This window comes from Nitrospirota bacterium, assembly GCA_016207885.1.
GTDB lineage: Bacteria > Nitrospirota > Thermodesulfovibrionia > UBA6902 > UBA6902 > JACQZG01.
This window is the reverse complement of the sequence record JACQZE010000031.1, coordinates 17,954-41,549: the sequence shown is the minus strand read 5'-3', so window position 1 is coordinate 41,549 and position 23,596 is coordinate 17,954. Positions and strand designations below refer to the sequence as shown.

The following is a 23,596-nucleotide window of genomic DNA, read 5'->3' as shown; positions in this document are numbered from 1 at the left end:
CTCTGTCTGTATCACCTGGCATTGCACGCAGTTGTAACGGTTTCCGGCTCATTCGCCTTTCAGGTCTTTCCCTGTATCAAAATCCGTAAGGTGTGATTTAGGCATCAGGGTTGCACCTGTGGCCCCGGCCTCTTCCGGCATATGACAGTCCATGCAGAGGTTCTCAGTCTGCGCTATGGGGAGCATCCCTGTGATATCATGCGGGATTAACGGAGGGCTGTTCTCAAAAGACCTCTCGAACCTGGTGCTCGTTCCGGCTTCTTTGGTAATAGGCGCTCCATACACAGGGGCTGAGGTGTTTTCATCATACAGGTTTTCATGCCTCAGGCCGAGATCCTCTTCAGTGTATATTTTTGTCCGGGCGCAGGAAAGCAATAAAATTGAAACGATTGATACGGCCAACACCGGCATCATCCATATTTTTCTCTCTCGCAGCATAACATCCTCCTTTTTTATTTATAAATATATTTTGAATATATATTGCTGAAATTCACAGCGTCATCATCGCATACCTCAACGCACCTTCCGCAGTTGATGCACTCTCCTGAAATCACGGCCCCGCTCTGCCTGCCGACCATGTGCAGGACCTGTTTTTCAGGACAGATATCAACACACTTCATGCATGATGTGCATTTGTCCCTGTCATATCCGATCCGCAAAAATCCGAAGCGTCCGGCAAGCGAATAAAAGCCGCCGAGGGGACATAGATGCCCGCAGAACCCGTTCTTTACCGCAAAAAGGTCAAAGAAAAATACAGTCAGCACAAATGCCCATCCAGGACCGATCCCGTAAATGACACCCCTGTGCAGCATCCCTATAGGGCTTATCCATTCAAAGGCAGCAACCCCGAGGATCATTGACAATACTACCGATAATCCCATTGCCCAATACCTGATGCTTCTCCTTATGTCCCAGGATTTCCAGACCTCGTCAAGCTGGAAATAGTTTCTGAGTTTATTGGCCGCATCCGTTATCATGTTTATGGGACATACCCAGCCGCAAAAGACCCTTCCCCCGAGCACTGCGTAAAACAAGAAGATAATGAATGCGCCGAATAACGCGTCCTTTGTAACAGAAGCGCCTGCTGAAAAACTCTGCAAAACCGCAAAGGGATCAGACAGGCTGATGACGTCAAAGACCTTTGCTGAGCTAAGGTTGCCTCTCAGGATTTTCCATCCGAAGGCGTTGCCGGCGAAAAAGAGGAAGAGCACCGTTGACTGTGTAATCCGTCGCGCTATGAGGTATTTATATTTTTTCATCTGAGAATAAATTCATCTAAAAATCCCCCTACATCCCCCTTTTTCAAAGGGGGACTTGTTTGAATCCCCTCTTTGTAAAAGAGGGGCAAGGGGAGATTTTTTTAAAGTAATTTTTCATGTTCAAAATACATCCTCATTCAAATAGTCCACAGGTTTCTTTTCGCTCCTCGGAGTCTCTGTTGTAACCTTCTCAGGGACATCTTTCAGCCGGTCCTCATCGCGTTCGTCCCAGCCCTTTACATATCTCTCGCTCGATTCTCCCATGGCGATTTTAAGGGGCAGTACGAATATGGACGCCTTTTTGGTTACGCACGCCTTTTCGCACATGCCGCATCCGGTGCAGGCTTTACTGTGAACAACAGGGGCGAGCATGGCGTGTTTCCCTGTTCGTACATTTCTCATATACTCGACAGTTACCGCCTTATCCATCAGAGGGCAGGCGCGGTAGCAGGCGTCACACTGGATGCCTGAATACGCGATGCATGTTTCCCTGTCTATGACCGCGAGCCCCATCCTTGCGAGATCAATGTTGAGTTTTATTTCTCCGTTTTCAACTTTATCACTCACCAATGCCTTATCAAGAGATCCTGTCGGACACGCCGGCACGCATGGTATGTCTTTGCACATCCGGCACGGATTGTCCCTGGGGATAAAATACGGAGTTCCGACCGGCTTATTATCTCCGGGTTTTGCAAGCGCAAGCGCGTCATAAGGGCATGCCTCAACGCACATACCGCATTTTATGCATGAGGCAAGAAATGCCTTTTCAGGCGCTGCGCCGGGCGGCCTCAAGATCAAAGGCGCTGACCTGCCTTCTTCAATAAACCCGCCCCACACCAGTCCGCCTGCTGTTGCGAGTCCAAGGCTTTTGATCGTCTTTAATAGGAAATCTCTTCTTTCAGGCATCATCTTCTATTGAAATACCCCTCACCCTAACCCTCTCCCGCAAGGGGAGAGGGAATTTGAATTACGCCTTATAAATTTTTACCGCGCATTTCTTGAAATCAGTCTCTTTGGATATCGGGCAGGTGGCGTCAAGCGTCACCTTGTTTATCAGGACATGCTCGTCAAACCACGGGACAAAGATCAATCGCCTCGGCGGGTTGTTCCGCCCCCTTGTATCAACATGCACCTTTACCTTCCCCCTTCGTGATTCCACCCAGATGAGGTCGCCGTCTTTTACGTTGTGTGACTTCGCGTCTTTCGGGTTCATAAAACAGACCGCCTCAGGAACCGCACGGTAGAGTTCAGGCACGCGCATCGTCATTGTGCCGCTGTGCCAGTGTTCAAGCACCCTTCCGGTGCTGAGCCATAATGGATATTCATTGTTAGGTATCTCGGCAGGGTCAATATAGTGCCTCAGAAATATCTTTGCCTTGTTCGGGAATTTGACCTTCTCTTCCCCTTTCGGCCCTGACAGGTCGCCTGACGGAAGCTCTTTAAACGCCTTTCCATAAAAAGCGAACTGCCCGTTGTTTGCCGCTTTTGCGTATGGGTCATACTCGGAATTAAATCTCCACAATGTCTCTTTGCCGTCCACTACCGGCCATCTCAATCCTCTAACTTTATGGTATGTGTCAAAGTCAGCGAGGTCATGGCCGTTGCCAAGAGTGAACTTCCTGTACTCTTCCCAGAGATATTTCTGAAGGAAGAAGCCGTAACCTTTAAATCCTTCAACATCCCTCTTGTCACCAGCGGCTTCTGAATTCAAAAAGCCTTTGCCCACAGGATCAGGCCACTTAAATGTCTTTGCCTCATTGTTTGCAAAGAGCACATCAAAGAGCGTGTCGGTCTCTTTATACCCCATCGCCTTTGCCTTCTCCAATACATTCGGGAGGGTAACCTCAGGTGAGATCTTATGCTCCTTCCATACTTCAGCCAATGTTAATCGTTTTGAAAATTCAACCAGCTGCCATGTGTCTGACATCGCCTGGCCGACCGGCGTCACCTGCTGGCGCCAGTGCTGAGTCCGCCTTTCGGCATTGCCGTACGCGCCCCATTTCTCAAATATCATGGCGCTCGGCAAAATCAGATCCGCTACCTTCGCTGAAATCCCGGGATACGCCTCAGATACCACGATGAAGTTGTCCATCTCCCTTGCCGCGGTTATCCAGTGGTTCATATTGGCGGTATTCTGCCAGGGATTATTTACCTGCACCCATACCCATTTGACCTTCCCGTCTTCAAGGTCTCTCATGATCTTCACATAGTGCGAACCTGGTATGGGATTCAATGTGCCTTCAGGAAGCTTCCATATCTTTTCCGTGATCTCCCTGTGCTTTGGATTAGCGACGACCATGTCGGAAGGGAGCCTGTGCGAAAAGGTGCCGACCTCTCTTGCGGTGCCGCACGCGCTGGGCTGTCCTGTCAGGCTGAATGCGCTGTTGCCGGGCTGGGACTGTTTGCCAAGAAGCAGATGCACAGTGTAAGCCTGTTCATTTACCCAGGTTCCCCGGATGTGCTGATTAAAGCCCATCGTCCAGAAGCTTGTGACCTTTCTCTCTTTCGCGGCATAGAGATCAACAAGCGTAACGAGCTTCTTCTTGAAGTCCTCAAGAGATTCGTCCGGGTCTCCCTTTGCGAGAGCTGCTACGAAATCAAGGGTATACGGCTCAAGCCCTTTTTTGAAATCATCAAAGCTGATCAGCCAGTGGTTGTCAGGGGTCTTGGCGTTCTTCATCTCCATCTTCTGCCCCTCTTTTATGCCGAGGGCGCGCATCGCCTGCGCCTCTTCCTTTGTGATTATTTTAAAGGCCTCTTTTCCGGCTGTGTCAAGCTCTCCGGGTTTATACTTTTTATGATCAACCTGCGGCCTGAGCCCGTATCCGATATCTACCGGCCCTGTTGCAAAGACACAGTTCTTGTTCACAAAATCCCAGTCAATAGCGTCAGGACGGTTATACACGATCTCACGCGTAATGTAATTCAGTATCGCAAGGTCTGTGCTCGGCTTGATGATTATTTCAACGTCAGAGATGCTTGAGCACCTGTTTGCAAATGTGGAGATGTTGACGATCTTTACCCAATCGGGTTTGCTCAGTTTTCTATCGGTAACCTTTGACCAGAGCACGGGGTGCATCTCAGCCATGTTGGCGCCCCAGAGGATTATCGAATCCGCGTAGTGCATATCGTCGTAATTTCCCGCAGGCTCGTCAATGCCAAAGGTCTGCATAAAAGCGGCAACCGCGCTCGCCATGCAGTGACGGGCATTTGGATCAATGTTGTTGCTCCTGAACCCGCCCTTTATCAATTTGACCGCGGCAACGCCTTCCATGATCGTATACTGGCCGGAGCCGAATACGGCAACGCCGGTGGGGCCCAGCTCGGCATAATATTTCTTAAACTGTTTTGCCATCTCGTCAAATGCCTTTTCCCACGTTACCGGCTTGAACTTTCCTTTTTTATCGAATTCGCCCTTGTCGTTGACCCTTAAAAGCGGTTCAGTGAGCCTGTCTGCCCCGTACATGATCTTCGCGTTGAAATAACCCTTGATGCAGTTCAGCCCCATATTTACAGGCGCGGCAGGGTCTCCCTTGACCGCGACTATCATGTCATCCTTTGTCGCAATCATGATGCCGCAGCCTGTGCCGCAGAACCTGCATACAGACTTGTCCCATCGCCATCCTGCCTCTGTTTCTTTGGCGATCGCCTTTAATTCATCCGGCACCGCCATGCCTATTGCTGTCGCGGCGCTTACAGCGGCCGTTGTTTTCAGAAAGCCCCTTCTGGTCACTAACATGATATACCTCCTTCAGTTTTGAATAAGAATTTATATTGGCAAGAATGGAAAATAATTTGGCATCTTATAAATTAAAGATATCAGATTTATTTGTAAGGAGTCTGTTAATTTATGTAAAGAACAGGTAAATTTATGCTTTTTATATAATTTCTATATCATGATCCGGGCCGCTTTGCAAAAAAAATATACCCATGCTTTTTTTCAGGCGATTGACTTGATGCCATGCGGCTCTTACAATGTAGTTAAAGGATTCAGGTAACCGCCCCCATATGCATACAATAAAACAGTTGTTCGCTGAGTTCAGGGCGTTAAGGATAAGCCTCAGCCTGAAATTCATTATCGGAGTTGCCGCTGTTTTGTCCTTGGCGATGGGGGTCTCTCTGTATTTCATTACGAAAAATCATGAGGAGCTTATCATCAAGCAGGTTGACCTGCAGGCCAAGACCCTCTTCAGGCAGATCATCATCACGCGCAAATGGATAGCCGACCACGGGGGGATATTTGTAGAGAAGGTTCCGTGGAAAGAATCAAGCCCTTACCTTACCGAACCTGAGATAGTGGACAGCGCGGGCAGGAGATATGTAAAGGAGAGCCCGGCAATGGTCACAAAAGAGCTCTCAAAATATGCGATGGAGAAGGAACTTTACTGGTTTCATATCACAAGCCTTAAACTCATGAATCCTGAAAATGCTCCAGATGATTTTGAAAAGGCCGCGCTTCGGGAGTTTGAATTCGGGCAGAAGAAGGATTCATTCAAGATAGAAAAAATCGGGGCATATCATTACTACAGGTACATAGCCCCGCTTTATATCGAGGAGTCGTGCCTTAAATGCCATGCTCATCAGGATTACAAGGTCGGGGATGTCAGGGGAGCGATAAGCATATCAATTCCTATGGATTACGCCTTATCCATGATACGTTCAGGAAGGAGGGACATGGTGCTGGCGAGTATGATTACTATCAGCTTACTGATGGCGGTGCTTTACATAATGATGAAGGAGCTGGTGCTTAGGCCTGTAAGTGAACTGAACAGGTCCATGAGGGAATTTTCAAGCGGAAGAAGCCCTGAGACATCTGTTATCAGGACAGGGGACGAGCTGGAGGTTCTGAGCAGGTCTTTTGTCGATATGTCACGGTCGCTCTCGGAATATCATACAGGCCTTGAGGAGAAGGTAAGGGTTGCCACAAAGAGCCTTGAGCAGGCAAACGCCAGATTAACTGAACTGAACAGAAAAAAATCCGACTTTATAGCTGAGGTCTCGCATGAACTGAGAACGCCCTTGACATCAATAAAAGGGGCGATGGATTACCTGTCGTCAAAACTGTCCATGAGCTCCATGCCGGGTGCGGATATTGACGACATAACTGATTTTCTGAATGTTATAAGAAATAACGCTGACAGGCTCATAAGGATGGTGAATGACACCCTTGACCTTGAGCGTATTGAATCCGGGGTTGTTGAGTTGCATTTCAGTGATGTCAATATATCTTCTCTTGTAAAGGATGTCGTTACAGGTTTCCATGCGATAGCCGGCAGGAAAGGGGTTGCCTTTAGAGCAGCCGTGCCCACGGATGTTGTGATCTTTGGTGATGAGGATATGATAAGGCAGGTGCTTATCAACCTCATCTCAAACGCCTTGAGCGTCAGCCCCGGCAACTCGGAGATAGAGATCACCGTTTCCGCACCTGGTGATCCGGTTACCACTTATATAAAGGATATGGGCCAGGGAATAGCTGAATATGAGAAAGAGAGGATATTTGATAAATATTATACTAAAAGAGGGAAAGGCGGGACAGGGCTCGGCCTTGCCATATGTAAAGGTATAATAGAAGCTCATAAGGGAGAGATAGGCGTGTACAATAATAAAGATGGCGGCGGGAGCACATTCTATTTCAGCATCCCGGCAAGAAGGGAGCGTGTCTGATGGCTGACAGGATACTTGCCGTCGATGATGACGCGGACATATTGAAGGTGCTTAAAGCCAATCTTGAGCTTCATGGTTATGAAGTTGATGCCGCTGATACGTGGGCAAAGGCGCGTGAGATATTATCAGCGGTTCAGCCTGATCTCATTATTCTTGATGTCATGCTTCCTGACGGCGATGGTGTTGAGATATGCCGTCAGGTAAGAAAGGAGTCGCCGAAGATCCCGATAATTATGCTCACGGCAAGGGACAAGGTCTCTGACAAGGTCATAGGGCTTGAGAGCGGGGCTGATGACTATATGGTCAAGCCGTTTGAGACGCTTGAGCTTCTGGCAAGGATCAAGGCCTGCCTGAGAAGGACGGCTCCTCCTTCAAAAGAGAATGTTGTCATAGGTGAACTCAAGGTTGATTTTAAAAAGCAGATCGTCACCATGGCAGGCGAAAGGGTTGAGCTTACGCCAAAGGAATACAAGCTGCTCTGCTTTTTCATAAACCATCGCGGCGAGGTGCTGAGCCGTGAGACACTGAGAAAGAGCGTCTGGAAGGATACACAGATATATTCCTGGAGCAGGGTTATAGATGTCCATATCCAGCATTTAAGGCAGAAGATTGAGAAAGACCTGTCAACCCCTGAATTCATCATCACAGTCCCCGGAGCCGGTTACAGGTTCATTGATTAAGCCTTCCGGAGTTTAAATTTTTTAACGCGTTAACCCGGCATATACCGGCCCGTCTGTTGCCCTCCGGCAGCAAAATAATCTATCAGATAAGTATGAGTTCGAAAGCATCCGGCCGTATCTTGACATTACAAATATGTATGAGAAGATGACTCTATACGGCTCATTATACGAACAATACATCTATAAAAATTAACATTTTCTTTACATGGATTAACCTCATATTTACATTGGTATTTGATAACATCAAAGTGTGGGAAGTGAATATTTATCAATGAACCGGCATTAAATAGGATTGGAGGAAGGATGAAAATCAAAAAAGGAGGCAAGGGCATGTCACAGGATTCTGTTTCAGAAGTAAAATCAGTTTTTATGGAGGTGGGGAAAATGAAAAAAGCATTATACGTTGCAATTGCAGTATGTTTTATTTTTGCCGCAACAGGCGCGTTCGCAACAACAAAGATCAACATTCCAAAGGAGCTCTCAAAGGAGAGCAAAGAGTGTATCGGCTGTCACAGCCAGGGCAATATCAACATTTATCAGCAGTGGGGATATAGCAAGCATTTCCGCGCCAATGTCGGATGCTATGAATGCCACCAGGCAAATAAGGGCGACGCGGATGCATTTGAGCACGAGGGCCATCTGATCGCTATTATCGTTTCACCTCTTGACTGCAAGAATTGTCATGAGAACGAGGCGGACGAGTTTATGAATTCCCATCATTCAAAAGCCGGCCGTATAATGGGCTCTCTGGATAATACGCTTGCCGAGGTCGTTGAGGGAAACCGCGGCATGAAGACAGAAGGGTTCCCTGACGGCGTATCCGCGGCTGCTGTCAACGGCTGCTGGCAGTGCCACGGCTCTGTTGTTAAGGTAAATAAGAACGGAACACTTGACCCTGCGACATGGCCTAATACAGGAATAGGCAGGGTGAACCCTGACGGTTCTGAGGGAAGCTGCACAGCATGTCATCAAAGGCATGAGTTTTCTGTAGCACAGGCGCGCCAGCCTGAGAACTGCGGCAGGTGCCATTTAGGGCCTGACCACCCGCAGATCGAGATCTATCAGGAGTCCAAACACGGCATCAATTACTATGCTAACAAGGACAGGATGAACCTTGAATCCAACAAATGGGTTGTCGGCGAGGACTACTCAGCAGCTCCGACCTGCGCGACATGCCATATATCAGCTACACCTGATATGCCTGTCACACACAATGTAGGGCTGCGCATAAAATGGAACAACCGCCCGCCGCAGCTTAAGCTTTCTCATGAGACTGATAAGAAGTGGGGGCTGGCATCCGCTTCTGTCACAAGCGATATGAGAAAAGACAATATGGTCAAGGTCTGCGTCGCGTGCCATAACGAAAACTTTGTCGAGGCATTTTATACCCAGTATGAAGGGCAGCTCCAGCTCTACAGTGAAAAGTGGGCAAAGCCGGGCGAGAAGCTCTTTAATAAGGCGACTGAAGTGCTCAAGGCTGTAAAAGGCGCTGAGTACGCCAACTTCGCGCAGAAGATAGATTACACATGGTTCGAGCTGTGGCACCATGAGGGACGCAGGGTCCGTCAGGCCGCTTCTATGCAGGCCCCTGATTATACACAATGGCATGGCAACTATGACCTTGCGAGAAACTGGTACGGCGAGTATGTCCCGGAGTTAAAAGAAGTAATAGCCATGGGTAAGGAGAGCAGTAATCCGGAGGCGGTAAAACTTGCAGGCGAACTTGAGAAGATGCTCACAGAGGTTCAGAATGACGCTAATCACAATTGGTCAATAGGCAAGGAAGACCCCGCAGCCAAGGCTGAGCGCTTAAAGAGGCAGAAAGAGTTCCAGGAGAAGTACAAATAAGATTGATATATGATTAAATGTTGCAGAAGAGGGCGGGGCGGTTGCTCCGCCCTCTTTTTGTTTGATTTCGTATCAGTTATAAAGCCGGTTCTATACAGGGACTTTAAAGACAGCTTTCCTCACCATCCCCGATGAGTCTCCATATTTAATCTTGGGCATATGCGCGTCATCCGGGAAAAATACCATGAAACTTCCAGCTCTGAAAGTAAGCATATCAGCATCTCCTTTTAATTTCTGAAGGTCCTTTTCTTCGTCATATGGAGAAGGCTCATCACATTCGGATTTGCGGCAGACGCCCATGCCTTCAACACCATCAATCATGATCTGGACATCTATGTATTTCCTATGGCATTCAATAAAGCAATCCGGGGTATCTTTTGTTTGGTAGGATTCAATTGCTACATAAGATCCCTGATGATTAATTTCATATCTCCCATCAGGACGATCTGCAATCGGTTCTGCATCCAGGAATTTTAATATATCGATGAAATGGTTATGGACACACTGGTATTTAATAAAATTCGGTATCTTGTCGAATATCATTATGCAGTATGTTAAACAACCACTACTGAATCATCACAACCGTAGCAGTTTGGCAGGTATTTGTCGGCGAACCAGTCATTCTCCCACCGGTTACCGTCGATCAGGTACCTGAATCTGTACTCTTTATTGCAGGGCAATGAAATGGTTACGGTAAAATCACCGTTCTTGAGTTTTTTCATTGGTGTTTCACTTATGCTCCAATTATTAAAGTCACCTACTATAGATGCTGAACCGGCTTCATGCGCCGCATCTTCCGGCAGCCTGAAGGTGACCCTGCATTCCTCTTTGGTCTTCAGGTATTGTTTTTTAATGCCGCTGGTTACCGGTTCTTTTAAAGGCTTAGCCTGTTTTTTCTTCTTAATGATCAGTTTAACAGCTGATTTATCCTTGCTTTTTGCTTTCATTTTAGAATGTCTCCCATTGATTATAATTAAATAATATCTGAACCGCCTAATTTATAATAATAAAGCAGGCTAATTAAGTATTTGAGCAATGATTATATAACAATGTATATCAAAAACCGTTCTCTGTCAATATTGCAGAGCTTATTTATCATGGTTGTCACTTGTATCCCTATAGCTTTTTTATAAGAATATGACTTAAACTATAGATATATGTTTATCTTAATTCTATTTTTGTCCATAATTCTTGTCCCTTCATTCGCGCATGCATGGGGGCCGCTTACGCACCTGTATCTGGGGCATCAGGTTATTGACGCGGGCGCTGCCGTTATACCTGCCGGGGTCTATTCCATCATAAAAAGATACGCAAAGGATTTTCTATACGGGAACCTGAGCGCTGATGTCATTGTCGGCAGAAAATATCAGGAAGAGGACAAGAACACACACAGCTGGGATATAGGGTGGAGGCTGCTTGAGGAGTCAGCAACAGACAGGCAGAAGGCCTTTGCATACGGCTATCTCTCACATCTTTCTGCGGACACTTTTGTTCACAATCTGGAGAGGTCCAGGATCCCTTTCAGCCACTCAATAATTGAAATAAAGGCGGAGAGCCTGGTGGACAAGAAGTACAGGAGAAAATTAAAGCACCTTGATGAGGGCATTCAGAAGATGCATGACCCTGTTCTTGAGGAGATGCTTGAAAGGGTATTGTTCTCATTCAAGACCAACAAAAAGATATTCAAGGGCTTTCTTTTCATTTCGAGATTCCCGAATTGCAAACATGTCTCAAAGTTCATTAACAATCGTTTTCCTAATGAGATACCTGTTTCTGACATCTATAAATTCAAAGAGGACTCGCTTAAGAATATATTTGAGGTTTTAACCAATGGCGAGGATTCACATGTCCTTAAAGATCATCCGCTCGGAAGGCATCTGAAAAGGGCGTCTTAGTCAGCTTATGGATGATAAAGAAACAAAATCTGTTCTTGAGTCAATTCTATTTATAGCCGGTGAGCCCCTTACTGTTGAAACACTGCAAAAGATACTTGATCTGAGCAGAGAAGAGATAGAAGGGCATATCAAAGAGCTTATCAGTGAATATTCTTTAAGGAACTCCGGCCTTCTCATTGTAGAGGTGGCTGAAGGAGTTCAGATGGTCACGAATCCTGCTTCAGCTCCGTGGGTCAAAAAACTTATCGCTACGGCAATACCTACAAAACTTTCACAGCAGTCGCTGGAAACGCTCTCCATAATCGCGTATAAGCAGCCCATCATAAAGTCTGAGATTGAAGCTGTCAGGGGAGTGAATTCCGACGGTGTCATAAAGACCCTTCTTGAGAGGAGGCTTATCAAGATACTCGGGAGAAAAGAGGTGCCGGGCAGGCCGCTCATGTATGCTACCACCAAAGAGTTTCTCCAGTATTTCGGGCTGAAGGACCTGTCTGAACTTCCTACGCTCAAGGACTTTGAGGAGACAGAGGGGTTGATGCTGCCTTTCCATGAAAACCCGGATGAAGGTTTGGAAGTTTTACCGGAAAGCGGGGAAGGCCTTGAGGCTGATGGATCAGGGTCTCTGTCAGATGATGAAGATGAAAAGGTCGCTGTAGAGGCTCAGGCCGAATCCGAACCATCTGAATCTATTGAGTAGGCTGTTTCCTATTTTGAATCCGAATCGCTTTCCCGGCCTTTAGTCGGGGCTTCCTTTATAGATATATCCCTGCTGAAATCAGCACACCTGATATCTTTCCCGCTGATGGAAAATTTTTTATTGCAGTCAGCCCTCCATGCGCATACAGCGCATATATCCACTTTATTGTTCACTTGTTCCTCCTGAGGATCCTGTTGCTTCTATTATAAAGATTTTACCTGTTATATGGAAGATAATATACGATCACTATGTTAAATAAATAAAAATTTGTAGAATATAAGTAATGAAAGAGAATAATAAAGATAAAAAGTCATTTCCAGATAAATCATACAGGGTATTCCTGATAAATATAACCATTGTAATTATTCTGATAATATCCGCTATTTTTACCGGGCTTTACATAAGGAACAATGAACTTATTGACGAGGAACTCAAGGCGAGCGCGAGAACCACTTTTAACAATATCCTTCTTACAAGAAGGTGGAACGCCGGTTACGGCGGGGTCTATGTGGAGAAGAAAGAGGGTGTTATATCAAATCCTTATCTTAAAGACCCCGATATAGCTACTGCTGACGGAAAGGTCTTCACAAAAAAGAATCCGGCGCTCATGACAAGAGAGATATCTGAGATATCTGCAAGATACGGTATGTCCACCTTCCATATAACAAGCCTGATACCCCTGAACCCGGAGAATAAACCTGATGAGTTTGAGAAGGAGGCGTTAACGTTGTTCTCAAACGGGCTGAATGAGGTATACAAAAAGGAAGTTATTGACGGGAAACACTATTACAGGTACATGGCGCCGCTCTATGTTGAGGAGACCTGTCTTGAGTGCCATGCTGACCAGGGCTATAAATTCGGCGACGTGAGGGGCGGCATCAGCGTCCGTTATAACATAGATGACACCGAGAAGGTGCTCAGGTATAACAACTACATTATCATTGCGCTCGGCCTTCTCATATCCGCCATCCTCATCAGCATCATACGGTTTCTTGTCTATGAACTTATGAAGAAGAACAGCCTTGCTCAAAGCAAAATAAGGGAGATGGCAATTACCGACGAGTTGACCAGGCTCTACAACAGGAGGTATCTGTTTCAGCATCTGGGGGATGAGATACGAAGGGCGGTGAGGTTCAAGCGGCTGCTCGGATGCATCATGATAGACATAGACGACTTTAAGAGCATCAACGACACATGCGGGCACTATGCAGGTGATATTGTACTCAAAGAAGTTGCAGAGACGATAAGAAATAATTGCCGCGAGGTGGATATATTGGCGCGTTACGGCGGAGAGGAGATCGTCATTCTATCCCCTGAACTTGACCCTGAAGGCATTCGAACATTTGCCGAGAGGATAAGAAAAGCGATAGAAGGCCTGAGCATAGCTGCCGGCAGCGGAAGAGAGATCAAAGTGACCATAAGCCTCGGCGTGACCAGCCTGACCTCCGGCCAGCTTGAAGATCTGGATGATGATGAAGATATAGTAAAGTTTGCCGACACAGCGATGTATCTTGCAAAGAAGAACGGGAAGAACAGGGTTGAGGCCTATATTGTTCCGGACAGTAAAGTCTCATCCTGAAGTTATCTTTACCATCGCTTTTCGATTTCTCGGCCCGTCAAACTCGCAGAAGAAGATCGACTGCCATGTGCCTAACACAAGCTTGCCATTGTCAATTATCACGGATTGAGACGCGCCTGTGAGTATGGATTTGATATGAGCGTCCGAGTTTCCTTCATCATGCCTGTAGTCGCCCTGATGGGGGATCAGCCTTGAAAAGGTCTTCTCAATATCTCTCTGCACCGAAGGGTCAGCGCCCTCATTTATCATCACGCCCGCGGTCGTGTGCGGGACATAGACATGACATATGCCGCTCTTTATCCCTGATTCAGAAAGGGCATCATTCACATTCTCTGTGATGTCGATGAACTCGCATCTTGAATTTGTGTTTATGTTAATGGTTTTCAGCATGAGCGGTGTGATGTTAGCGATTCAAACGTTCTCTTAACCATGCAGGATTCCTGCGGCAATCAAGCACAGCATATACTGCAACTTCATTCCATCAGGTCTTGTGATGCCGAATCGAGGATTCTGATCTTCACAACTTTTCGCGGATACTCTTTTTTGCTTTTTCCCAATCTGTAAAGGATTCTTTCCCTTCAGATACCAATCCTTCACGCTGCAAAAGAACGTCATTATGCCATGAAGGGGATGGTATTTCTGCGGCATGTCGGCATAGATCATCCCATAAATCTTCCATCCTGTAAGTTTTGAAAGGATTAACGTCAGCCCCTAACGCCCTGATGACTGACGAGTGCCACTGTAAAATGTTAAAAAGCATGAATACGATTTGCAAATCTCAAATCACTGCTCAACTGAAAAAGCGTCCTGTGGCACTCGTTCACGTCCATCTGGTTGATACTGTTTTTGGTCACAGGCGGTCATAATCATCCGGTTCAACATCTGCAACTTTAGACATGGCTTTTTCAAATTTCTTCCGGCTTCCTCTTTTAGCTCTTTTTTCGAGATACTCGCCAGTAATTAATGCTGATATTTTTTCCGCAAGTGCCGTAGCTACAAATTGATTGATTGACACATGATCTTTTTTGGCTAACTCACGAGCCGTTTCATGCAATGAATCAGGCAATCTCAGGCTAATCGTACTCATTTTATCACCCCTGTTAATTTCAATATTTCTTTTGGTGTTACTACCCGCAAACCAAAAGTTCTAATATTTTGAAAATCACGTTTGTTATAAGTAACTATAAAATCGCTTTTTGAAGTTACTGCAAGTTCCAGTACCATATCATCTTTCGGATCTTTCAAGTATGGTCTCCATAAGTAAAATATCTTCCATCGTTTTGCTTCCGAACATATATAGTCAAGTACATCTTCAATATCTCTTTTCGTAAGTCTTATCTTGCCGATTAACCTCTTTGCAGCATCTTCGTACTCTAATACCAATGGAACTGAAATATTTACATCAAACTTATCACTTCCAATTTCCATCAACAATTTGTAGGAAGCACCTCGTTGTGACCGAAGCGCTGAAACTATAACATTCGTGTCAATAACTATTTGTGGTTTCTTCATTAGGTATTATATATGATACCATGCCAGTTGTCTACATCTCTTTGATATGTGAATGATTAGAGCGTTGTTATGCGTATTGTTCATTGCGCTGGATACGGCAGTGTTTGCAGCACTTTCGGAAGTCTGGACTCAACTCGTTCTCGGAGCGCTTGATCTTTCTGGCACTCGCGAAGAAACGATTCCGCCCCAATAACAACATCATTTACGAACGACTTCGTTCCGATCAGAACTAAGCGCGGCTCAATGTCGGGGTTGTACTCATGCTTTCCACCATCATGATATCCGAACTTGATTGTGTCAGGGTCCTCATCATGTAACTCGGCATCTGAACCGTACGTGTGTAGAAATGCGCACCGCGCGGCGTAGACGTCCTTGCCGCGATAGTGATATGGCTGATCTGCATGGGCTTTAAGGTACTTCTCTACCCATTCCTTGAAATCTGCACGAGTAACCTTTTCTTTGTCCGCCGGCCGCGCGAGGTTGGCAAGAGCATCGATGCAGATGTACGCCATTGCGATGGATGCGGTTGTAACACCGCATTCGTCGCAGCGCTTCAATTCGGCGACCAACCCAGCAATGGCTTTCCAGTTGTTGTTGGAAGCTACGCCCATGCTATTTCTTTAATACGCAGAACAATTATTAGACTGCCAGCCGTATTTGCTGGAATATGAATATCATAGTTGTATGAATAAGAAAATACAATCACAAAATATGAGATATTAGAAGATTATGACACACCCCTTTATCCCCTCTTTTTAGAGGGGAATAACTGGAAGAGTTATTGAGCAGCCTGAACCTTTTCAAAGAGCTTTGCATAAAACTCTTCTTCGATTGAGAACTCAATTTTTAATGCGCGGATGTCTTCGGTGTTATGCATGCCTTTTAATTTGACCAGATCCTTCTCGGTAGTGATTATCTCCATTCCGTCTGCGCTCTTGATAATCCTGTCTATCTCCCGCTGAGTGTATTTATGGTGGTCTCTGAACTTTTTGAACCTGGCGACCGTTGCGCCTTTTGATGTAAGTATAGACTTGAAATATGAGGGGTTGGCTATGCCGGTGAATACATAAACCTTTTTATTTTGGAGCTTTTCAATGCCCTCTGCCTCACCTGAAATAGTAACGAGGGATGTCGGTTTATGGCTTGCCATATAGATAAGAGCGTCGGGATTGTGTCTTTTGATAATTCTCATCGCGTAATCTATGGATGCTTTTTCTGCTGTGTCCGACTTTGTGAGCACTATAATATCAGCCCTGCTGATAGCCTTAATAGGTTCTCTCAGCCTTCCCTCAGGAAAGAGCCTCTCATTACTGAACGGGTTTGTTGCGTCTATGAGCAGCACATCCATATCTCTGTGCAGCGCGATATGCTGGAAGCCGTCATCAAGGATGAAGAGGTTGCAGCATTCTGCTTCTTCCCTCTTATTATTGTGTTTATTCAATGCGAATTTGCCGGCAAGGTATCTGTCTTTTCCAATGACCACAGGAATGCCGCTTAGTTTTTCTGCCATAAGAAAGGCTTCATCGCCTGCTTCCTCTGCGGTGAGCAGTATACGGTTGCGCTTGCTCACAAAGCACGGCCCTTTTGCTTTTCCTTTATATCCCCTTGTGAGGATGCAGGGGTTGAAGCCGAGCGCTTTCGCGTGTTCGGCAACGGCTATCACCGCAGGAGTTTTTCCGGTGCCGCCAAGAGTGATGTTGCCGATGCTTATTACTTTGGACGGAAGCCTGCCCGGCTTGTTTATATGAGCGTAATAAAAACTTCTGGCTGCAAGTATTGCCCTGTATATCGCGCTAAGCGGCCCCAAGATATCTCCTTACAAGTTCGATAGCCTTATCAACAGCTCCGGTATTTTCATCCACTATCGCTTTGGCTCTGCTTCCCATTGCTTTTGCCCTCTCAGGAGCGTTAAGCAGCTCTGTCACATTCTTTACTATATCCGATGAATTCATCACAAGGATGGCTGCTGAGGAATCGAGAAATTCCCTGTGGATCGGGAAGTTCTCCATGTGAGTGCCGAAGATGATCGGGTTGCTCCAATATGCCGGCTCTAATATATTATGCCCTCCAAAGGGTAAAAGGCTTCCGCCTATGAATGTTACTGCTGATCTTGAAAATGCTATAGGCAGTTCACCGACCGTATCTAAAAGGATTACGGAAAATAATCTGTTTCGGCTTGAGGGATTTATATCTGAACGCCTTATATAGCTGAGGCCGCGCGCATTGATAAGGGCTTCAACATCATTGAACCGTTCGGGATGCCTCGGAGCGATCACGAGCTTAAGATCAGGGAATGCATCAAGAAGCCTGATAAAGGCATCAAGTATGATCTCATCCTCTCCCTTGTGCGTGCTTCCTGCGATAAGGATACGTCCGGCAATATCATTGATCCATTCCGCGGATGCTCTGCCGCCAAAATGAAGATCAAACTTGAAGTTGCCCATGACCCTGACTTTAGTGGGATCAGCTCCTATAGAGAGTATCCTTTCAGCGTCGCCTTTGCTTTGCATCAATAGATGATCCATGCCGAACAGTACTTTCTTCATGAAGAAGGAGGCGCGCTTGTAGCCCTTAAAGGAGCGTGGAGAGATGCGGCCGTTCAGAAGTATTATCTTTGTGCCTGACCTCTTCATTCTGCTGATCATCAGGGGCCATATCTCTGTCTCTATCGTAATGAAGAGCTTCGGCCTTATGGATCTTATTGCCCTGCTGATGCACATGCCGGAATCCCAGGGGATATACATTATCCTGTCAGCCTCGGGGAACTTCTCTCTAACTATCTTCTGTCCGGTATATGTGGTGGTGGAGAATGTTATCTTTCTGCCGGGAAAATCTTTTTTGAGCTTCTTTAAAAAGGGCAGGCACGCTATCGTCTCGCCCACTGATACCGCATGGATCCATATATCGGTGTGAGTGTAGGTGGATATGCCGAGCCGTTCGCGTATGAAGGAGCTTTTATCCTCCGGGCCTTTTTTTAAAAAAAGCAGCGGGAGATAAAAAAAAAGAGCAATGGTGGAGAGAATGTTATAGAGCAGAAGCATCTTTTTCAAATTGCGACTGATATAGGGATTTATACATGCCGCCTTTCTCAAGCAGTTCTTCATGCGTGCCTGATTCAGCTATCTTTGACTGGTCGATCACGATTATCCTGTCAGCCTTTCTTACTGTCGAGAGCCTGTGCGCTATGACAAAGGTCGTCCTGTTCGTCATAAGGTTGTCAAGCGCCTTCTGCACGATCATTTCAGAGGTTGTATCAAGGGAAGATGTGGCCTCATCAAGCACGAGTATTGGAGGGTTCTTCAGCAGCGCCCTTGCTATGGATATCCTCTGCTTCTGCCCGCCTGAAAGCCTGACCCCTCTTTCGCCTATGACGGTATCGTAGCCCTCCGGCATATCCATTATGAAATCATGCGCATAGGCAGCCTTTGCCGCGTCTATCACTTCTTCATCCGAAGCATCAAGCTTGCCCATTTTGATGTTGTCTTTCAGCGTCTCATTAAAGAGGATTATATCCTGGCTGACTATGGCGATATTCTCCCTGAGAGACCTGAATGTGGCATCATTAATATCTACGCCGTCAATCGTTATATTGCCTTCTGTAGGCCTGTAGAACCTCGGAAGCATGTCTGCGAGCGTGGTCTTGCCGGCGCCGCTTTTTCCTACTATCGCTATAAGCTCACCCTTCTTAACATGGAAGTCAATGCCTGAAAGCACCTTCTTTTTTGTTCCCGGATAAGCAAAGCTCACATTATTGAATACGAGGTCCTTACTGATGGCAGGGATGTCGATGGTTCCGTCTTTTTCAGGCGCCTGGTCAAGCATGTAGAATATCCTTTCAGCGGCAGCGCGCGCGCTCTGAAGATTATTATTCGCAGCACCTATTCTCTTGATCGGGGTCATCATCAGGCCTATTGCGGTAAAGACTGAGAAAAAATCACCGAATGTCATCTTGTCGTAGTATACGAGGTAGAAGCCGTAGAACATTATCCCGGTCAGGCCGATGCCCATTATTATCTCATGCAGGAGCTTGGAATATTCCGTGGTGCGGGAGGCTTTGATCGATATTCTGTAGTAACCGCTGTTTGCTTCGTTAAACTTGTCTTCATGGAACTTCTCTCTCATGAAGGCCTTTATCATCTTGATGCCGGTAATGCTCTCGCTCAGCCTTGTGAGCAGCTCGGATATCTCTTCCTGTATCTTATGGGATATCTTCTTCATCTTCTTGCCGAATTTATCAATGATGTAGAATGAGAAGGGCAGGACGATAAGCGCCATTAATGTCAGGTCCCACCGCCTTACCAGAGCTATAACCATCAGAAAAATAAATGTGGCACCTTCAACGACTATGTCTTTTATGGAGTAGCCCAGCACGCCTTCAAGCGCGCCTGAGTCATTGATCACCCTTGAGATCAGCTCGCCGGAAGGTTTTTTTACGAAGAAGCTCATTGGAAGCTGGATAAGCTTGTTAAAGAGCTGCACCCTGACATCTCTTACAACCTTTGTCCCGACGATCCGCATCAGCAATGAGTGGGCAAAAGAGAAGACTCCTTTGCTGAAGATGAAGAATATATATAGAAAAGGATATATCTTGATGACGCTCTTATCGGTTTTGATGCCGTCCACCAGAGGTTTTATGTACCACGCCATAGCCCCGGTGATGCCGGATACGCATAAGCTGAATATCGTGGCAACAAGTATTATCCACCAGTAAGGCTTTAGATATTTTAATACGCGCTTGTACTGTTCCATCCAGCTATTTCACCTGCCATGGCAGCCACCCTGTTTGAGGGGTTCTTGCCTGTCATGACATCCCTGACCTTTTTTAGATTGGAAATTATTTCATCTTTGTACGGTTTATCTTCAATGATCCTCTTTATCTCCCTGAATATATTGTCAGTGGTCGCATCTTTCTGGATCAACTCTCTGACAACCTCTTTTCCGGAAAGTATGTTGACGAGTGACGCGTACCTGACCTTTACAAGCAGTTTCGCCAGGCTGTATGTCAGAGGCGATACGATATAAAATACAGCCATGGGCGTTCCGAGAAGGGCTGTCTCAAGGGTCGCGGTGCCTGAAGCTACAAGTGAGACAGCCGAGCAGGCAACAGCTTCTCTCGTCCGGTTCCTGAATACTGTGATATAACTTTTAACTCCCTCCGGCGATTCCGACCCCTCTGCCAGAGGGATGACTATCTGAAAGTCCGGAAGTTCATTGTGCAGCCTTTCAGCGACTTCGTTAATTACCGGCATGTGCCTGCTGATCTCATCAGGCCTGCTGCCGGGCAGGAGTGTGATCACCGGTTTGTCAGGATGCAGCCCCAATGATATCTTTAGCTCTTCATTCGTCTTATTTATATTAATTGTTTCTGTAATGGGGTGGCCTACAAATTCGCAGGGCAGGCCTGTGCCTTTATAGTAATCAACCTCAAAAGGGAAGAGCACAGCTATCTTGTCTGCCAGTGATGCTATCTTTTTGATCCGCCCCGCGCGCCACGCCCAGACCTGCGGGCTGACATAATAAAGCACGGGAATGCCGGCTGATTTCGCCTTCTTTGCCAGCGCCAGGTTGAAATCAGGATAATCAATGAGCACGAGGATATCCGGCTTTCTGTTAACAAGCGCATCCTTTGCCTTTTTGAAGTTCTCTCTTATCTTTCCAAGATGTTTGACCGCCTCTGTGAATCCCATCACGCTTGTGATCTTTGCGATCAGCTCCACTCCCTCGCCTTCCATTTTTGCGCCGCCGATGCCGAATATCTCAGTTTCAGGCCATCTTGTCTTTACCTCTCTGCTCATAAGCGCTCCGTAGAGTTCACCAGATGCCTCTCCGGCGCTGATCATCATTGTTTTTGACATCAAGTAAAATATCATTCTTTCGAGGTTTAATCAATGGCAGGGCAGGAACAGGAAAAGCAGTTATCAGCAAACAGGCGGTGTATTAAGACATGGTGCCTATCAGGCCGAATTTTTTAAATAATAGAACGACTGAATATATTATCAACATAAATGCGGCCAATAAGCTGACATTACATAGAAGCTTTCTGACGCTTCCTGCGTCATACGGGTTTGTTATTACCCCATGCAGCCCGAGAAGAAGAAGAAAGAGATCAAAATTTTCACTGCCCTCAAATACCGGATCCATTGTTTTTGAAAGCAGAAGAAGGCCGAATATTATGGTAATGATCGAAAACATGCGGGTAAAGGTATCTGTGAAGCCGGGCCTTAGTTGTCTTTTTAAGTTGCTCATATAGACCTGCAGAGAAACATGCTTTTTTTATAAATTAAACTATCTTTTTTTGAATTGCAAACCGGTCAAAGACAATTCAATATAACTTTAGATATGAACTCTGCCTGTTCAGGTTCCATTTCAGGATATATGGGGAGAGATAGAACTTCATTGGCAGCAGCTTCACTTTCAGGGAAGTCACCCGGCTTATGTCCCAGATATCCGAATGCCTCCTGCAGGTGGAGCGGGATGGGGTAATAGACAACGGATGAGGCTGCATTATCTGCAAGCTCTTTTTTGATGAGATCGCGTTTTTTTGACCTTATGGTGTATTGATGATAAACATGTGTTGTCCCGGACGGCACGGAGGGGCACTTGACAGCGTGGGACATGAGTGAAGAATATATTTTTGCTATGTCGCGCCTCTTCTGATTATAGACATCTATATGTTTAAGTTTTATTCTGAGGATAGCTGCCTGAAACTCATCAAGCCTGCTGTTATAGCCGACAAACTTGTGATGATATACTACAGCGCTCCCGTGGTTGCGCAGCAGTTTAACAGTGTCATATATCTCCTGGTCATCGGTCACAATGATGCCGCCGTCTCCATAGGCTCCGAGGTTTTTGCTCGGATAAAAACTGAAACAGCCCGCGTCACCGATGCTTCCGGTTGCCTTGCCCTTATATTTCGCGCCGAATGCCTGCGCGCAGTCTTCAATGACCCTGAGATTGTGTTTCTTTGCTATCGCCATGATCTCATCCATATTGGCAGGCGACCCGAAGAGGTGCACAGGCACTATGGCCTTTGTTCTGGGGGTTATCTTCTCTTCTATCTTTGCCGGGTCTATGTTGAAGGTCTCTTTGTCGATATCAACAAATACAGGGACTCCGCCGTCATAGGTTATGGCTTCAGCAGCGGCTATAAAGGTGAAAGGGGTTGTGATAACCTCGTCACCTGTTTTAATGCCGATAGCTTTGAGAGCGAGGTGGAGCGCGTCTGTTCCGGATGCGACCCCGACAGCGTACCTGACGCCATGATATGCCGCGACCTCTTTTTCAAATGAAGCGACATTCTGGCCGAGAATGAAGATGCCGCTTTCCGATATTTCGTGAATGGCTTTCTCGATCTCGCCCCGGAGCGAGTTGTACTGGATCTTGAGATCCAGCATCGGTATTGTCGGTTTATTATTTGTCATATGATTTAGCTGCCTGAGCTTTCCTGTTTTCGCGGCGGATCAGTTCAGAGACCTTTAGCGCTATCTTTAGGGCTTCCTTTCCGGCGTGGCCCGATACAATAGGTTTAGTTCTGTTAATTATACAGTCAACAAAAGATATCAGCTGCTCTTTTAAAGGTTCCTTTGTCTCGGCCTTCAGCGTCTCACTATTCACTTCAGTACCGTGCCTTCTTACGCATGAGACTTCCTGATTCTGATAATCGAGGTTCAGAAAGGCGTCGTGCTGAAAGACCTTCAACTGCCTCTTCTTCTCATCTGCCATCCTGCTGGTGACAGCTTCAGCGACACAGCCGTTCTCAAATTCGATCCAGGCATGCGCGACATCTATATTATCCGTGAGTACAGAGGCGCCGGTTGCGCGGATGTCGGTTATATCTGAATTTACAAGGCTGAGTATTATATCTATATCATGTATCATTAAGTCAAGAGTCACATCAACATCTATCCCTCTGCCGAGAAATGGGGAGAGGCGCTGTGACTCTATGAAGCTGGGCTTATCGATCATGCTGCTTATGAGCGAGACGCCTGAATTGAACCTCTCAAGATGTCCCACCTGAATTATCAGCCCTTTTTTGTCCGCCTCTGATATCAGTTCATCCGCCTCCTGCAATGTGGAGGTTATAGGTTTTTCAACAAGTATGTCTTTGCCGTGTTTGAGAAAGTCCATTGCGACCTTATGGTGCAGAGTCGTAGGCACGGCGATGCTTACGGCATCCACTTCATCCATCATTTCCATATGGTCTTTATATGCTTTGCAATTGTACTGAGAAGCAAGTTCCCGCGCCCTTTCGATATCATAATCCACAATACCGACAAGGGCTGCGTTCTTCATTTCAGCATATATCCTCGCGTGATGCCTTCCTATGGAACCAACGCCTATGACCCCGACCTTAATCATGTCTGATGTATTTTTTATCATTATCTCGAAAATTGAAGTGCAAAGTGATTTGTTTCGTTTAAATTGTAACTTAAGGGGGAAGAAATATGAAAGTCATGATGGAA

General features: G+C 46.2%; 25 protein-coding genes. 6 read left to right on the top strand and 19 right to left on the bottom strand.

Annotated elements, in window-relative coordinates; genetic code table 11:
• Positions 1-48 precede the first annotated feature (48 nt).
• The 4 genes from HY807_12380 to napA form a co-directional block, all read right to left on the bottom strand.
• On the bottom strand, positions 49-411 hold the full coding sequence (locus tag HY807_12380) for a nitrate reductase cytochrome c-type subunit (protein ID MBI4827196.1): 363 nt from the start codon (positions 409-411) through the stop codon (positions 49-51).
• A 41-nt stretch (positions 412-452) separates the two neighbouring features.
• The gene (gene napH, locus HY807_12375) at positions 453-1,259 is read right to left on the bottom strand and encodes a quinol dehydrogenase ferredoxin subunit NapH (GenBank protein MBI4827195.1); all 807 of its coding nucleotides are present in this window, start codon (positions 1,257-1,259) and stop codon (positions 453-455) included.
• A 120-nt stretch (positions 1,260-1,379) separates the two neighbouring features.
• Positions 1,380-2,168: a ferredoxin-type protein NapG gene (napG, locus tag HY807_12370; protein ID MBI4827194.1), complete on the bottom strand. Its 789-nt coding sequence runs from the start codon at positions 2,166-2,168 to the stop codon at positions 1,380-1,382.
• A 58-nt stretch (positions 2,169-2,226) separates the two neighbouring features.
• On the bottom strand, positions 2,227-4,998 hold the full coding sequence (gene napA, locus HY807_12365; protein ID MBI4827193.1) for a nitrate reductase catalytic subunit NapA: 2,772 nt from the start codon (positions 4,996-4,998) through the stop codon (positions 2,227-2,229).
• Positions 4,999-5,267: 269 nt separating this feature from the next.
• On the opposite strand from napA, the gene HY807_12360 reads away from it, so the two are divergent.
• From HY807_12360 to HY807_12350, 3 genes are all read left to right on the top strand, one after another.
• Complete coding sequence (locus HY807_12360; protein MBI4827192.1) at positions 5,268-6,923, top strand: DUF3365 domain-containing protein; 1,656 nt, start codon at positions 5,268-5,270, stop codon at positions 6,921-6,923.
• Positions 6,923-7,603, top strand: a complete 681-nt coding sequence (locus HY807_12355) for a response regulator transcription factor (protein MBI4827191.1) — start codon at positions 6,923-6,925, stop codon at positions 7,601-7,603. Before HY807_12360 ends, HY807_12355 begins: the two co-directional genes overlap by 1 nt.
• A 369-nt stretch (positions 7,604-7,972) precedes the next feature.
• On the top strand, positions 7,973-9,451 hold the full coding sequence (locus HY807_12350) for a hydroxylamine oxidoreductase (protein ID MBI4827190.1): 1,479 nt from the start codon (positions 7,973-7,975) through the stop codon (positions 9,449-9,451).
• Positions 9,452-9,541: 90 nt separating this feature from the next.
• Here the strand turns inward: HY807_12350 and HY807_12345 are convergent, their stop codons facing one another.
• The gene (locus HY807_12345) at positions 9,542-9,994 is read right to left on the bottom strand and encodes a YhcH/YjgK/YiaL family protein (protein ID MBI4827189.1); all 453 of its coding nucleotides are present in this window, start codon (positions 9,992-9,994) and stop codon (positions 9,542-9,544) included.
• An 11-nt stretch (positions 9,995-10,005) separates the two neighbouring features.
• Entirely contained in the window at positions 10,006-10,398 is a 393-nt protein-coding gene (locus HY807_12340) for an isoamylase early set domain-containing protein (GenBank protein MBI4827188.1), read from the bottom strand.
• Between the two features lie 210 nt (positions 10,399-10,608).
• Between HY807_12340 and HY807_12335 the strand changes: the two genes are divergently transcribed.
• Entirely contained in the window at positions 10,609-11,346 is a 738-nt protein-coding gene (locus tag HY807_12335) for a zinc dependent phospholipase C family protein (GenBank protein MBI4827187.1), read from the top strand.
• 7 nt (positions 11,347-11,353) lie between these two features.
• Positions 11,354-12,043, top strand: coding sequence for an SMC-Scp complex subunit ScpB (gene scpB / locus HY807_12330; GenBank protein MBI4827186.1), 690 nt, complete (start codon positions 11,354-11,356; stop codon positions 12,041-12,043).
• Between the two features lie 8 nt (positions 12,044-12,051).
• On the opposite strand, the gene HY807_12325 is transcribed toward scpB, so the two are convergent.
• Positions 12,052-12,216, bottom strand: coding sequence for a hypothetical protein (locus tag HY807_12325; protein ID MBI4827185.1), 165 nt, complete (start codon positions 12,214-12,216; stop codon positions 12,052-12,054).
• A 110-nt stretch (positions 12,217-12,326) separates the two neighbouring features.
• On the opposite strand from HY807_12325, the gene HY807_12320 reads away from it, so the two are divergent.
• Entirely contained in the window at positions 12,327-13,622 is a 1,296-nt protein-coding gene (locus HY807_12320) for a diguanylate cyclase (GenBank protein ID MBI4827184.1), read from the top strand.
• Here the strand turns inward: HY807_12320 and HY807_12315 are convergent.
• The 12 genes from HY807_12315 to HY807_12260 all read right to left on the bottom strand — a co-directional run bounded on the left by HY807_12315 (position 13,614) and on the right by HY807_12260 (position 23,513).
• Positions 13,614-14,012, bottom strand: coding sequence for a YjbQ family protein (locus HY807_12315; protein MBI4827183.1), 399 nt, complete (start codon positions 14,010-14,012; stop codon positions 13,614-13,616). The two genes, HY807_12320 and HY807_12315, sit on opposite strands and share 9 nt — an antisense overlap.
• Before the next feature lie 127 nt (positions 14,013-14,139).
• Positions 14,140-14,301 carry an addiction module protein gene (locus HY807_12310; GenBank protein MBI4827182.1) on the bottom strand — a complete coding sequence of 54 codons (162 nt, stop codon included), beginning with the start codon at positions 14,299-14,301 and terminating at the stop codon, positions 14,140-14,142.
• Positions 14,302-14,472: 171 nt separating this feature from the next.
• A complete protein-coding gene (locus tag HY807_12305) occupies positions 14,473-14,709 on the bottom strand; it encodes a toxin-antitoxin system HicB family antitoxin (protein MBI4827181.1) in 237 nt (78 codons plus the stop codon).
• Positions 14,706-15,134, bottom strand: coding sequence for a putative toxin-antitoxin system toxin component, PIN family (locus HY807_12300; GenBank protein MBI4827180.1), 429 nt, complete (start codon positions 15,132-15,134; stop codon positions 14,706-14,708). The genes HY807_12305 and HY807_12300 overlap by 4 nt, the downstream gene beginning before the upstream one ends.
• 80 nt (positions 15,135-15,214) lie before the next feature.
• On the bottom strand, positions 15,215-15,745 hold the full coding sequence (locus HY807_12295; GenBank protein MBI4827179.1) for a hypothetical protein: 531 nt from the start codon (positions 15,743-15,745) through the stop codon (positions 15,215-15,217).
• Between the two features lie 167 nt (positions 15,746-15,912).
• Positions 15,913-16,941, bottom strand: a complete 1,029-nt coding sequence (gene lpxK / locus HY807_12290; GenBank protein ID MBI4827178.1) for a tetraacyldisaccharide 4'-kinase — start codon at positions 16,939-16,941, stop codon at positions 15,913-15,915.
• On the bottom strand, positions 16,928-18,184 hold the full coding sequence (locus HY807_12285; protein MBI4827177.1) for a 3-deoxy-D-manno-octulosonic acid transferase: 1,257 nt from the start codon (positions 18,182-18,184) through the stop codon (positions 16,928-16,930). The genes lpxK and HY807_12285 overlap by 14 nt, the downstream gene beginning before the upstream one ends.
• Positions 18,159-19,883, bottom strand: coding sequence for an ATP-binding cassette domain-containing protein (locus HY807_12280; protein ID MBI4827176.1), 1,725 nt, complete (start codon positions 19,881-19,883; stop codon positions 18,159-18,161). The genes HY807_12285 and HY807_12280 overlap by 26 nt, the downstream gene beginning before the upstream one ends.
• Positions 19,859-20,989 carry a lipid-A-disaccharide synthase gene (lpxB, locus tag HY807_12275; protein ID MBI4827175.1) on the bottom strand — a complete coding sequence of 377 codons (1,131 nt, stop codon included), beginning with the start codon at positions 20,987-20,989 and terminating at the stop codon, positions 19,859-19,861. Before lpxB ends, HY807_12280 begins: the two co-directional genes overlap by 25 nt.
• Before the next feature lie 82 nt (positions 20,990-21,071).
• Positions 21,072-21,380 (bottom strand): hypothetical protein, encoded by a 309-nt coding sequence (locus HY807_12270; GenBank protein MBI4827174.1) that lies wholly within the window; start codon positions 21,378-21,380, stop codon positions 21,072-21,074.
• 65 nt (positions 21,381-21,445) lie between these two features.
• Complete coding sequence (locus HY807_12265) at positions 21,446-22,555, bottom strand: DegT/DnrJ/EryC1/StrS family aminotransferase (GenBank protein MBI4827173.1); 1,110 nt, start codon at positions 22,553-22,555, stop codon at positions 21,446-21,448.
• The gene (locus tag HY807_12260; GenBank protein ID MBI4827172.1) at positions 22,545-23,513 is read right to left on the bottom strand and encodes a Gfo/Idh/MocA family oxidoreductase; all 969 of its coding nucleotides are present in this window, start codon (positions 23,511-23,513) and stop codon (positions 22,545-22,547) included. Before HY807_12260 ends, HY807_12265 begins: the two co-directional genes overlap by 11 nt.
• Between the last annotated feature and the right edge of the window lie 83 nt (positions 23,514-23,596).